Source organism: Methanococcus aeolicus Nankai-3 (assembly GCF_000017185.1).
GTDB lineage: Archaea > AGJL01 > Methanococci > Methanococcales > Methanococcaceae > Methanofervidicoccus > Methanofervidicoccus aeolicus.
The window spans coordinates 718,251-732,144 of the sequence record NC_009635.1 but is presented as its reverse complement, the minus strand read 5'-3'; the positions used below and the strand labels follow the sequence as shown (position 1 = coordinate 732,144).

Here is a 13,894-nt window from a genome sequence, read left to right as displayed (position 1 = left end):
ATATAATAATATAATAATATAATAAATAATAAATACAAATATAAGATATTTAAAATATATAATTAATTTGATATACTTTTATTAAATATAAGGGGGAGTGTGAAATTATGCAATTTGTACATATATCAGATAATCATTTAGGATACAGACAATATAATTTAGATGAAAGAGAAAAAGATATGTATAACGCATTTAATATGTGTATAGATGAAATAATTAATATAAAACCAGATTTTGTTGTGCATAGTGGGGATTTATTTGAGCAATCTACTCCGCCAATAAATGCACTATATACGGCAATAAAAGCTTTTGAGAAATTAAAAGAATGTAATATTCCAGTATATATAATTCATGGTAATCATGATGTTCCATCAAGAATAACCAAAGGAAGCCCTTATTTGATATTAAAAAATATGTTAAAAGATAAATTACGGACATTTACAGGGAAAAAATATCATATATTTAAAAAAAATAATAAAGAAATATTTATTGGTGGTTCGGATTATGCCAGTATTGGAAAAACCACGGAGTTATTTGATGACTATAAATTAATAGAGCAAGAATCAAAGAATTATAAAAATAAAATATTAATTTTTCATCAAAGTATATATTCCTACTCAGATATACCATCGTATGAGCTCCAAGTCAATAATCTTCCAAGAGGGTTTAATTACTATGCAGGAGGGCATATTCATAAAAGAATACTTAAAACAGTAGATTTGCAACATAAAGATAACAATACAAATAATAGCAACATTAATAACAGTAATAATAACAGTAATAACACCGATGGCAGTCAGGTTTTAGGGTGGAGTGGTTCCACAGAAATAACAGATTATGACGAATACAGAGACTACAAAAAAGAGGGAAAAGGCTTTTATTTAGTAGATATAAGTAAAAATGATTTTGATATAAGTTGCGTGGATAAAATAAACATCAAATGCAGGGATTTTATAATTGACAAAGAAATAAAAAATGAAAATGATTTTGAAAATTTGGTAAATGAATTAAATAATTATAATGACACAACAAAACCAATAGTTATTTGCGGAGTTGCCCGAGAATTGCTGGGTAGTTTAAGGGAATTAATGAATAAAAAGGCACTGTATAGTAGATTATCAATAATTGAGGAGGATATTGATACAACAAGTATGTTTTTAGATATCAACAACAAAACTGATGAGATGTTTAGGGAATTCCTTAGAAATAAAAAATATGATGTAGAATTTGTGCAGGGATTATATTATGAAGCTTTAAAAGGGGATAACGAATTATATGACTATATTAATAATTATTATATAAAATAAGGTGGGATTATGATTATAAAAAATATTAATATTAAAAATTTTAGGAGCCATAGTAATACCGACATATCATTTAAACAGGGAATTACCACAATAATAGGAGAAAATGGAAGTGGAAAATCATCTATATTTGAAGCTATGAATTACGCCTTATTTGCACCTCGTAGAATTAAATTGAGTGATGCAATAAAAAGAGGCACCGATTTTTTTTCAATATCGTTTGAATTTGAAATAAATGGTAAAAGATATAAAGTTATTAGGGGCAGGGGCAAGAAAAATATAAATTATCTTTACGAAAATGATAAACCATATTCTGAAAACAACGATGAAGTCAATAATAAAATAAAGGAAATACTCAATATGGACGACGAGGTATTTTCAAATGCCATATATATAAAACAGGGAGATATATCTTCACTTATTCAAATTACGCCCGCGGAAAGAAAAAAATTAATAGGAAAATTATTGGGTATTGAAAGATATGAGCAAGTATGGGACAAACTCAAAACACCATTAAAAAATATGGAATTAGATTTAAAAAAGATTGAAGGGGAATTAATACAAAAAGAGGACATAAATACCAATATAAATAATTTAAAAGAAAATATGGAAAAAAATTCAAAAATTTTAAAGGAGCTCCAAGATAAATTTAATCATGCTGTGGAGCTCCGAGACAGGAAGGAAAAATTGCTAAAAAAATGGGAAAAAAAGGAAATAGAAAATAATAATTTACAAAATAATTTAAAAGAATTAAAATATGGGGTCGAAACTTCTGAAAATAATATTAAAATTTTAATAAGTGATTTGGGAGCCATAAATACCCACAATAATATTTTAAATAGTAACTATTTAAATTACTCCAAATACAAGGAAATAGAAAATAAATTAAAAAAGTTGGCAAATGAACTATTGCAATACAAAAAATATTACGATAAATTCAATGAGTTAAATGGGGAAATGAAAGGTTTAGAAAAAACCATTAAAGAAATCGATAAAAAATTAATTGATAAAAATCCAAAAAATAAATCAAATAGTGAAATAGAACAGGAAATTAATGATATAAACAAAGAATTAAATAAATTAGATGATATATTAAATAAATTAAAAGATTTGGAATTATTAAATAAAGAACTGACTAAAATTGAAAACAGTAAAAAGGAATTAAATAAAAATAAAGAAAATTATTTAAAATATTTGGAATTGTCAAAGAAATCCAAGGAATTAAATAATAAATTAATGGAATTAAGCGGAATAAAAGAAAAGGAAAACGACTTAAAACAACAAATTAAATCTACTGAATATAAAATAAAACAACTTAAACAGGATTTAAAAGATTTTAATAATATTGATATAGAGATAAATAAGGAAAAAGAAATTAAAACAAAATATGAGGATATTGTTAATAAAATAGACCTGTTAAAAGAGAAAATAGCACAAAATAATGCAGAAATAAACCAAACAAAAGACGCCATAGAAAAACTTAAAGGAACAACAGAGGATAAATGTCCAGTATGTCAATCAAATATTGATGGGTTGAAAAAACAGGAGCTCCTAAAACAATACAATCAATTAATAGAGGAAAGAAAACAAAAATCAAATAAACTACAAATAAAATATAACAAATATTTATCTGAAAAAAAAGACATAAAGGACAAATTAGATAAAATAAATAATTTAAAAAATAAATATGGACAATTAAAAGAAAAAAACAATAATTTAATAGAAGAAGAAAATAAATTAATTAAGTTAAATAATGATTTAAATGTTATTGGAAAAGATTTAGAAGAATATAACAAAATAATAGAAAATATTAAAACAAAAGAAAATAAATTAAAAGAATTAGAACAATATTATAAAAAATATGAATACTGTGAGAATTTTTTAAAAGATAGCAATGAGCAGGAACTGGTAGACAATAAAAACAAATTATTAGATATAATTGGAAACAATACAAATAAATCCATATTAAATACAAAAAAAGAGTTAAATAATAAGGTAGGGGAATTAAATGAGCTGTTAAATTTAATTAGAAATAAAGAACAAAACATGAAAAAATTAAATGTCGTAAATAAAGAAATAGATAATTTAAAAGATAAGGTTGCAACGAATTCCCAATTAGAAATTGAAAAAAACAGCAACGAAAAAGAGCTAATAAAATATAAAGACGGATATAATCAATATAATGATTCTTATGCAGTGTTAAAGAATTATGCCGATAAATATGCCGTATCTATTGAAGAAATAAGAAATAAAGTTAATGAGTTATTGAAAAAAGAAAACAATAATTTAAACAATTTAAACAACGAAATACAAAATATTAAATTATCAATTGAAAAACTACAATACAATATAGAGGAATTTGAAGATATTAAAAAGGATTATAATAAAATAAATAACAAAGTTAATGAAATTAATGAGGATATTATTAAATTAGATACAACAATTAAAAATGAAAATAAATTATTATCTGAATTTGAAAATAAATTAAAACAATTGGAAAAATTAGAATCTAAAAAGGAACAGCTAAACAATGCTATACATAATTTAGCTAACATAAGAGAAGCCGTTTTCTCAAAAAATGGATTTCAACAATATTTAAGGCAAAAATATATACCTATTATTCAAAGACATACCAATGAAGTATTTAATGAATTTGAATTACCATATAGCCACATAGAAATTAAAAATGATTATGATATTACAGTAGATGATAATCCAGTAAAGACGCTAAGTGGAGGGGAGCAAATAGCCGTGGCTCTTGCAATTAGAATTGGAATTGCAAAAGCCGTTTGTAGTGATTTGAATTGTATAATATTGGATGAACCAACAGCGTTCCTTGATGAAAATAGGAGACATAATTTGTTAAGGGTATTTAGAAATATAAAGTCTCTCTCCCAGATATTTGTAATATCTCATCATTCAGAATTAGAACAGGTGGCAAATAACACGATAACTGTTGAAAAAAATATGGGAAATTCAATAATAAGGAGCTCCTAAAAAATTAACAATACTAACAATAATAAATAATTATAGTAAATCGGCGGACTGTAATTGTTAATTCAATAATAGGTAGAGATTAATGACAAAAACCAAAGTAATATTTGACACAAATTTTTTAATATATGCTATAAAGCATAAAATAAACATAGATTATGAATTAAATAGGGTATTGACTACAAATTATGAAATAATAATATTAAAATGTATTGTAGAGGAATTGGAAAAACTTAAAACTCAATTAAAGGGAAAAGAAAAATTTTCAATAAATATTCTATTATCTTTGATTAAAAAATACAACGAAGAAGAATATAGCAACGGAAAATATGCAGACGATATAATTGTTAATTATGTGGAAGAACAGAAAGAAAAAAATAACAAAATTGTGGTATGCACAAATGACAAAGAATTAAAAAATAAATTGGGAAATCTAGGAGCTCCCATAATAATAGTAAAACAAAAAAATTATTTTGAATTACAGGGAAATATTTAATATTTTTTAATAATAAATAAAATTATATAATATAATTTGATAATGGTATATAATAAGTTAATTTAATTAATTTTAATTTTTATAATCAAAAATAAAATATGGTGAAAATATGACTGTGGTTAATTATTTAAAAGAATTATCGACGATGGAAGGAATATCCGGAAGAGAAGATAGAATAAGAGATTATATGGAAGAAGAACTTAAAAAATATTGCGATGAAGTATTCGTTGATAAATTTGGAAATCTCATAGCCAAAAAAGGAAATACTGGAAAAAAAATAATGATTGCAGCACATATGGACGAGATTGGTTTAATGGTTAAATATATTGATGATAAAGGATTTTTAAAATTCGTAAAAATTGGGGGAATTAATGACCAGATGCTTTTAAATCAAAAAGTAGTTGTTCATACGGATAAGGGAGATATAATTGGTGTTTTAGGTTCAAAACCGCCCCACAAAATGAAAGAGGAAGAAAGAAATAAATTAATGAAATCAGAATTTATGTTTATAGACATTGGGGCAAAAAATAAAGAAGATGCCATAAATATGGGGGTTGAAATAGGCTCATGGATATCATTTAAAACTGAATTTGATGTTCTTGGGAACAATAGAATTACAGGAAAAGCCTTTGACGATAGGGCAGGATGTGCTGTTTTGTTGGATGTGGCAAAAAAATTAAAAGATATGGAATTAAATTGTCAATTATATTTGGTTGGAACAGTTCAGGAGGAAGTTGGGTTAAAAGGTGCTAAAACTTCGGCATTTGGTATAAGCCCAGATGTTGCATTTGCACTTGATGTAACAATATGTGGGGACCACCCAGGTATAACAATGGAGGATGCTGCTGTTGAAATGGGAAAAGGTCCAGTATTTGGAATAGTTGATGCTGCTGGAAGAGGTTTAATAGCTCACCCAAAAGTTATAACGATGGTAAAAGAAGTAAGTAAAAAATACGACATTCCTGTTCAATATGAAGTTGGAGACGGTGGAACTACCGATGCCACTTCAATACAATTAACTCAGGATGGAGTGCCTACTGGAGTTATTTCTGTTCCTTCTAGATATATTCATACCCCCGTTGAGATGATTGATATTGAGGATTTGGAAAAAACTTCAGATTTAATGTTAAAATGTGTAGTTGATTTAAATAATTATTTTGAATAATAAAATAAATATAATAAACATATTTAATCTTCGGACAATTTCACCGTAGTTAATCTTCGGACTATCTAGGACAAACAATGGACAGTTATTGAAGATTAACTATAAACTAATATATTTAATATATAATATACAATATATAAAAAAATATAAATGGTGTTAAATCGTATGAATAAAAAAATATTGATAAGAATAATGGTTTATCCTTTGGCTTATGTCTTATGGGGGGGTTATATGTGGTATTATCAATTAGTTTCACCATACGATTTAACATATTATTTATTAAAATTGCCTTTATGTAATTCTAATTTTTATGGTGTTGTTCAATCATTAAATCCCATTATTATTGAATTTTTTAAAATAATTTATATTGATTTTTTTCCTATTTCTGTAATTGGTGGTATTGGATTTTATTTATTGTATAAAAAGGATTTGTTAAAGTCCGATAAAATAATGATTGATATAGCATTAGGTTGGATTATAGCAGGTATTATTTATGCTATTTTTATTGTTAAAGCACCATTTCAAGTTGGGGCTGGGCAGGATTTAATAAATTTACATTATTTGTATATTACCACTCGCCCAGAATATGAAATTCCATCACTACATACGGCTTATTCCGTGCTTATAGCTTTACACTATGTAGGGGAAAAGCATAAAATAAAATATTTATTTATTGCATTGGGTATATTAATACCAATATCTACGCTAATTACTGGACAACATTGGGTAGTTGATGTAATGGTAGGAGTTATATTTGGCTATTTATTGTATAAAATTCCAGAAAAATATTATTTAAATATATATTGTGCATTGAATGCATTAGCAGGAGCTCCCTGCAAAAATTGTAAAAAAATATAGTCAATTTATTAAAGATTAACTAAAATTGAGGAAATAATATGAAAATTAAACAAGATTTAGGCGGTTTTGCGTGGAGTTGTAGGATGTGTGGCGGTTGCTGTGATACTCCACAAATCACCAAAAAAGATATAGCAAATATTGCAGGACATTTGGGATTATCCTTTAAAGAAGTAGTTGATAAATATTTAAGCTCTTTTGATGGATTATATGGAGAAATGAAGTCAGTTAAAGGAAAATGTATATTTTTAAAAGAAAATAGATGTTCCATTTATAAGGTTAGACCTTTAATTTGCAGACTTCGACCATATTCCCCACAAATGAAAAATGGTGAATTAGTTTTAACCTATGATATATGGTTTAAAGAAAATTGTAAAGGAATATTTGAAGGGGAGCTCCCTGTTGAAAAAGAATATTTAAAATATGGAGAATTGGTTGTTAAATATATGGGGGTGGAGGAGGATAAATAAAATCTCAAATTCCAAAGGAATTTTACGATCGTAAAAACTCCAAAGGAGTTTTGAGATATTAAAAATAATAAAAAATAACATAATATATACTATACAACACTATAAAGGAGAAAATTACAACATCTATTGAAAATAATGAATTATATGCTTTTTTTAATGTTATTTCTCCATTTCCTAATTTATAATATCCTATTTTTTCCAAGGTCATATTTAGACTATTTGCCATTACTGCCATTGTGTAGCCTGAATTTGGTGATGGTGTTTTATGACCTTCTTTTATAAATCCATTTAGTGCCTTTTTAATGTTTCCGCCGTATAATGGTGCAAATAATACCAACAAAATACCGCTAATTCGGGAAGGTATAAAATTTGCTATATCGTCTAAAATTGCAGGTAATTTTCCATAATATTCATATTTTTTATTTCTATAACCTAACATTGCATCCATTGTATTTATGGCACGGTAAATAAAAGCCCCCTCTAATCCAAAGAAAATGGCATAAAATAATGGGGCTATAATACTATCGGTTATATTTTCTGATGCACTTTCAATTGATGCAGACAATATATGTTTTGTATCTAATTTGTCCGTATTTCTGCTTACAATACATTGAACTGATTTTTTTGCACTTTCAATATCTTTGTTTTTGATATGGTTTAATGGAGTTTTAGAGAACTGCAATAATGATTTATAGCCTATTGTGGTGGAAATAAGAAAAGAATAAACTATATATTTAATATAAATATTTTGTATGTTGTTTATTAATATTTCAACTCCGTAAATTGCTCCAAATACTATAAATAATACGGATATTGTGGTAAGGGTTCCAAATATAAAATCTTTATATTTATTTTTTGAATGGGTGGATTTCAATATTTTTTCAAAAAAAGATATGATATTACCTATCCATACGGTAGGGTGTATTTTTTCAGGGAGCTCCCCAAAAATCCTATCAATAATAATTGATAAAAATAAAATAATCGGGCTTAACATAGGCAATCACTGAATATTTATAATTTACTAAGGGCATTGAGGAATTTTTTTGTTCTTTTTTTCTTTATGGTGTTGTATTTCTCAATTTTTTCGATATCTATGTTTTTTTCTTTTAAATTAGACATTAAATCACTTAATGGGGCAATATCTTTTAGAATACTCTCAATATCTTTTTTGTTGTATCCATATTTTTTAACAGCATCCCAGTCATGAATTAAATATAATGCAACACCGCCAACATTTTTCAAAGAAATTTTATAATTTGGGAGCTCCCTTTCAAGTAAAAATTTTAAATCAAGAACAGATTTTGGATTTATATTATCTCCCATATTTGCCCATGTTAATTGAGACATTGCAGGGGTCAGCAATATTGAGGGGAACATATTTGACCTACTTCTTTCGTCCGGAGTATTATATAAATAATATTTAAATAAATCATTGGATAAATATTTTATAGGAATTTCATAGCAAACTTCATCATAAATATTTTTTTCTATATTTAGGGCAGTTTGTAGTTCATCAATTATTTTTCCATCTTTGAATAGTCCGCATTTTTCCAATTCTTCATTTAGCTCTTGTTTTTTTAATCTTATTTCGTCCATCCTTCTAAAATCAATAACTCCACCGTCAATATATTCACAATCATAATTAGATGTAATTTCCAAATATTTAACTATCATATCTCGCTGGTGTTTTGATAGTGTATTATTTAATCTTTTATTTATTTCTTTTTCTATATCGTCGGCATAAGTCAGTAAATAAGCTAATACTATTGTTTTTTTAACATAACTATCAGTTATTAGCTTATTTTTTGAATAATTTTTCTTCAATGAAGTTATTAGGGCATCGCCATAATGTTTTTCAATGTATGCATCATAATCTTCATCTTCTATTTTAATTCTTTTAAATTTTCTTTTTCCGTTTTCGATTACAACAATGCTCATTGTTATGGAGCTTAATACTCCCTTATGATTTAGCTCAAAAATATTTAAAATTTTTTTGTAGGATTTAATAAATATAGATGGCAACTGCATAAGTAATTCTTTATATGCTCCGCCATATGGTAAAAAAAATATTATATTTTTATTTCCTGCATCGTCCGATAAATTTCCAATTGCCATTTTGTGGGATATTATTGCATATCTTACTCTTTCCAATGCCCCTTTTTTTTCATCAACCATCCTTCTTAGATGTGAAGAATAATTTTTTATTTCATAAATATCGCTATCATCACAGCCTTTTAGAGTTCCAACTCCCATATATGGGGTATCAAATCCGCAAATTTCCATTTTTTCCTTTAAATCTTCTAAAATCTCTAAATTTTCTTTTAGTTTATTGGTAATTTCATCATATGTGGATTTATCTATGTTTGTTTTATTTGCCCTTAATTCCAACAAATATTCTCTGAATTGTTGGAGCTCCGTTAAATATTCATTGCACCTTTTTATTAATGAACTGCTATCCTCCATAGTTCCACAATATCCTACGATAATTAGTAATTAGTAATTAATCTAATAATATAAATGTTTTATTGTTTAATTGATTTTTTTAGCATTCTTCTATATTTTCCATATTTATCCGTTGGAGAATATCTTGGTGGTTTAACTGTGATGGTTTTTTCACCGCATTGACAAATAGTATTTAATGTATAATTTTTACAGTTTGGACATTTTTTCATACGCAAATTTTCGCCCTCTTTTATGTTTTAAATTTTTATGTGCCAATATAGTTAATCTTCAAAAACTGTCCATTATCCGCCCCAAAATATTTAGTAGATTTATATGTTTCTACATCATATCATTGAGATTTTATAACTATTTAATTATACGATACTGAAATTGTTCGAAGATTGACTATAAATGAATAAATTAAAATAGAGAATAAGATTATATGCCATTATATAATATTATATATAATGAAATTAAGCATTTTCTCTAATAAAACTACCGTCTCCATTATTCTTTTTAATATAGTCTATTGCAGAATTTGAAACAATTTTTAAAACTTCTTCACCACTTTTATAATCTGGTGATTTTATTTCAATTCTATAGTGGGGAGCTCCTATGTATTTTATATCAACTTCTACATCCTCATAAGGGTTAGCTTTTAATCCTGTTTTAATGGCATTTTTAATTTTTTTAATACCTTCGGCATCCGTAGTAGTTAGCGTTAATACTCCCTCTACTTTAACATTGGTTAATTCTATGTTTTCCTTTGCAATTTCATATAGTGCATCAGCCCACTCTTCGGAAATATCAAGTTCATTTAATGCCTCTTTACCTTCTATAACAAGATATTCAAGGGCATCATATACTTCCCCAAATTCTTCTTCCAATAAATACCCAACTTCTTGCCATGCCTCTTTAATTGATTTACCACATTTTTTCCCTGCAAATTCAAGAAGCTTCTCAGCTCTTTGAAGTCTTTTCCATTCTTGAATTTTAACTTTTCTCTGTTGGTCAGTCACTCTTTTTAATGAAAGGTCTATTTGTGATTTTCTTTTTTGGGACCTTGTAACTTTTGCTACTACTCTTTGTCCTTTTTTAACAAAATCCCTGATGTTTTTAACCCATCCAGAGGATACTTCTGATACATGTATCATACCCTCTTTTTTAGGGTAGTCAAGGAGCTCCACGAATGCCCCAAATGGTTTAACATCAATAACTGTTCCAATAACAATTTCTCCTTCTTCTGGAAAATCTTTTTTCATAATCTCACCGCTTAATTAATAATAAATGTATGTGTATAATAAAATATATAATTGTGTGTTCAAAAAGTCAAATTCTGTAAGGAATTTATTTGATTTGTCTATCGTATGCCATAAAATAGGACATCAAAACAGCATCATTGTAAGGAGCTCCCGAACGAACTATATAAATAAATCCTGCCAATGTGCCAATATTTCGTAGGTGTCCTATGGATATGTATTAAATGATATATAAACATTTATATAGTATATTTTAAAGTTTGCTTTTATAGTCCATTCGAGAACTATTTGCACTAATAAATTATCGTAAAATATATATTAGTTTAAATTTCCATTAAAATACTTTGAGATTTGACCTCCAATGAACAAACTTTCCGAATAGAGTATAACCGTAAAAAAAATATATTCTAAAGAACTATTTTTGAAAAATATCGAGTAAAAATGAATAAATTGCCATGTCAAAGATACGAGCCATAAAATTCGAAGATTTTGCCTAATTTATGGTATGTTCAATTAACTGTTTGCATCAATAAATATCATTGCAGATAAAATATTATTAATATTTTAAATATACCTCAATAATCTTTTTTGAGATATGGTGAACAACTTTTTGAACATCTTATATTTTATGAAAAATATATAAAAATTTTAAATAAAATATACAAAAGACTTCGTCTTTTGAACCATCTCAAACTTTTCCAGAGGAAAAGTTTTACGACTGTAAAAATGGCAAAGCCATTTTGAAGAATCAAAGATTTGGCAATAAAAAATAAGCATATAAAAAATTAAATTATTCTAATACGCCCAATATTTTAGCTTTAATTAATCCTTTTGATGCTCTTGGTTTTGCAAGTACTTTTCCGCATGTAATACATACTACATCTGTTGCAGGGCATCCAAATATTGTTTGAGTGCTACTGCAATCAGGACATTGCACTTTTAAAAATCTACTTCTTGGTTTTGGAATTAATGCCAATATTTCACCTTTTAACTGTTATTTATTTTAATTTTTATATATTTATATTATATTATTTCCTTATATTATATTTAATCTACTAATTCAAACATTCTTGCCCTATATCCGCCGTTACTTCTTACATGCATTTTTCCACATGCTGAGCATTTATACCTTAAATCTAATTTTTTAATCGGTTTTGCTCCACTTGGTAAAGGCCTTGGGTATCCCCCGTATCCTGCTGTAACTCTTCTGAATTGTCTCTGTCCCCAAGTTAATTCACTTGCTTTTCTCTTTTTTGCTCTCTCTACTGTATGTAATGTATGAACTTTACAGTATGGGCAATATCTTTTTATTTTCTTTTTCATTTTAGCCATATTATTCACCACTGCTTATTTTTTTAACGATATCGTGTTTTTCCAAAATACTCGAAATTTTTTTATCCAGTGTAATTACATCGTTTTTGTTTAAGTTATAATTTCGTTTCCCGTCTGTGAATTCTGGGAACCCTGTATTAACTCTCACTATATCAATATCGGTTTGAGTATTTATAGGTTTTGGTGTATCGTCATTATATGAGTTTATATACTCAATATTATCGATTAATTTTAATATTATTTCTTCTTCTTTTGTAAGATTTTGCAGTATATTTGAGGGAGCTCCCATATCTTCATTTGGAAAATTTTTTTCGAAAAGTGCTTTATATATTCTTAATTTTCTTAATTTTGAAGAATAATTTAATGCCCTTTTATATTCCATTTTATGATTTTCGCTGTTGGCAATAGAATTTAAATAACTTCTAATGTCATCATAAAAATCATCTGATAATTTTAATAATGAATCACTATTTAATTCATTAAAAAATGTGTTTTTTATTTTATTATACATAATTCCACACAAAAATATAATAATTATGCAATTATAGTAAGTTCAAAAACTGTCCCTTACTGTCCCAAATAATTTTGGATAGGATATATTATATAATATAGTCTTATTTGCATAAACGGGGTGAAACAGTTCGAAGATTTACTATATTCTAATGATATATAAAATAATATATAATGTTGAATTATGATTTAAGATTCTATTCTAGGAGCTAATAAATATATTAATTTTGTATCTCCTATTATATATTCTATTTTTACGGGCATATCTGTGCCAAGATGAATATGCAAAATATCTTCTGAGGAAGTTGCCTTTGTTATATCTTTTAAATATGCTAAATTATAGGTGCTTTTTGAGGATTCTGATATTTTTAACTCAATAATTGATTCGTTATCCCTATCTAAAACTGTTTCATTTGTGTTAATATCTCCTTTGGAATAAATTATAAATTTACCATCTTCTGTAATTTTTAAACTAACATGGTCATTTACAAGTTCTGCATCCTTTAAAGATTCAACAATCGTTCCCGCTTTAATCATAACTTCATTGGGGTATCCTATTTCTGGAACTTTTACATTTGAAGATGATACATCATACAATGAAATTGAAAATTTTCTTGTGCCTTCATTTTTTAATATGATATCTAATTTATTTTTTTCCATATCCAGTTCTAACATTAATTTTTCATTGGGTTTTGCCCTGTTCATTATTTTTTTAAGGGCTTCTAAATCAACGCCTATGTCATGAGTATCTGAAACATATTCGTCAAATGATTCTTTTGGTATATTTACACTAATTAATGCCACATGAGAGGGATCCATGGCATTTGCTTTAATACCTAGTTCATCAACTTCAAAACAAATTTCATCTACTAAATTGCTTATGGAATCTATTATTTTTTTAAAATTTTTTGCATTCATTACTGCTTTAAACATTTATTTCACCAAATAATGTTAATTTAACCATAAAAAGAGATATATGTAAATTATCATATGACAGTATTAATACCAACATATATTAATAATTATCTTTATATTATAATGTGTTTTATAATTTATATTATAATGTG

Annotated in this window: 14 protein-coding genes; 6 read left to right on the top strand and 8 right to left on the bottom strand. The window is 26.5% G+C overall.

Going from position 1 to position 13,894, the window contains the following annotated elements; all coding sequences use genetic code 11:
- The first annotated feature begins 107 nt into the window (after positions 1-107).
- The 6 genes from MAEO_RS03550 (at position 108) to MAEO_RS03525 (ending at position 7,284) form a co-directional block, all read left to right on the top strand.
- Positions 108-1,307, top strand: coding sequence for a DNA repair exonuclease (locus MAEO_RS03550; protein ID WP_011973427.1), 1,200 nt, complete (start codon positions 108-110; stop codon positions 1,305-1,307).
- Positions 1,308-1,316: 9 nt separating this feature from the next.
- A complete protein-coding gene (locus MAEO_RS03545) occupies positions 1,317-4,301 on the top strand; it encodes an AAA family ATPase (protein WP_011973426.1) in 2,985 nt (994 codons plus the stop codon).
- Positions 4,302-4,383: 82 nt separating this feature from the next.
- Positions 4,384-4,794 carry a type II toxin-antitoxin system VapC family toxin gene (locus MAEO_RS03540; RefSeq protein ID WP_011973425.1) on the top strand — a complete coding sequence of 137 codons (411 nt, stop codon included), beginning with the start codon at positions 4,384-4,386 and terminating at the stop codon, positions 4,792-4,794.
- 109 nt (positions 4,795-4,903) lie between these two features.
- The gene (locus MAEO_RS03535; protein WP_011973424.1) at positions 4,904-5,959 is read left to right on the top strand and encodes a M42 family metallopeptidase; all 1,056 of its coding nucleotides are present in this window, start codon (positions 4,904-4,906) and stop codon (positions 5,957-5,959) included.
- Positions 5,960-6,190: 231 nt separating this feature from the next.
- Positions 6,191-6,817 carry a phosphatase PAP2 family protein gene (locus MAEO_RS03530; protein ID WP_011973423.1) on the top strand — a complete coding sequence of 209 codons (627 nt, stop codon included), beginning with the start codon at positions 6,191-6,193 and terminating at the stop codon, positions 6,815-6,817.
- 38 nt (positions 6,818-6,855) lie between these two features.
- Positions 6,856-7,284 carry a YkgJ family cysteine cluster protein gene (locus MAEO_RS03525; protein WP_011973422.1) on the top strand — a complete coding sequence of 143 codons (429 nt, stop codon included), beginning with the start codon at positions 6,856-6,858 and terminating at the stop codon, positions 7,282-7,284.
- 58 nt (positions 7,285-7,342) lie between these two features.
- Here MAEO_RS03525 and cbiB read toward each other — a convergent pair whose 3' ends face one another.
- From cbiB to MAEO_RS03485, 8 genes are all read right to left on the bottom strand, one after another.
- On the bottom strand, positions 7,343-8,278 hold the full coding sequence (gene cbiB / locus MAEO_RS03520; RefSeq protein ID WP_011973421.1) for an adenosylcobinamide-phosphate synthase CbiB: 936 nt from the start codon (positions 8,276-8,278) through the stop codon (positions 7,343-7,345).
- A gap of 17 nt (positions 8,279-8,295) precedes the next feature.
- Entirely contained in the window at positions 8,296-9,747 is a 1,452-nt protein-coding gene (locus tag MAEO_RS03515) for a DUF530 family protein (RefSeq protein ID WP_011973420.1), read from the bottom strand.
- A 59-nt stretch (positions 9,748-9,806) separates the two neighbouring features.
- Positions 9,807-9,962, bottom strand: coding sequence for an RNA-protein complex protein Nop10 (locus MAEO_RS03510; RefSeq protein WP_011973419.1), 156 nt, complete (start codon positions 9,960-9,962; stop codon positions 9,807-9,809).
- 237 nt (positions 9,963-10,199) lie between these two features.
- Positions 10,200-10,988 (bottom strand): translation initiation factor IF-2 subunit alpha, encoded by a 789-nt coding sequence (locus MAEO_RS03505; protein ID WP_011973418.1) that lies wholly within the window; start codon positions 10,986-10,988, stop codon positions 10,200-10,202.
- 787 nt (positions 10,989-11,775) lie between these two features.
- Positions 11,776-11,961 carry a 30S ribosomal protein S27e gene (locus MAEO_RS03500; protein ID WP_011973417.1) on the bottom strand — a complete coding sequence of 62 codons (186 nt, stop codon included), beginning with the start codon at positions 11,959-11,961 and terminating at the stop codon, positions 11,776-11,778.
- A gap of 71 nt (positions 11,962-12,032) precedes the next feature.
- Positions 12,033-12,317 carry a 50S ribosomal protein L44e gene (locus MAEO_RS03495; protein ID WP_011973416.1) on the bottom strand — a complete coding sequence of 95 codons (285 nt, stop codon included), beginning with the start codon at positions 12,315-12,317 and terminating at the stop codon, positions 12,033-12,035.
- A 1-nt stretch (position 12,318) separates the two neighbouring features.
- Positions 12,319-12,828, bottom strand: coding sequence for a DNA replication complex GINS family protein (locus tag MAEO_RS03490; RefSeq protein ID WP_011973415.1), 510 nt, complete (start codon positions 12,826-12,828; stop codon positions 12,319-12,321).
- Between the two features lie 188 nt (positions 12,829-13,016).
- Positions 13,017-13,760: a DNA polymerase sliding clamp gene (locus MAEO_RS03485; protein ID WP_011973414.1), complete on the bottom strand. Its 744-nt coding sequence runs from the start codon at positions 13,758-13,760 to the stop codon at positions 13,017-13,019.
- Between the last annotated feature and the right edge of the window lie 134 nt (positions 13,761-13,894).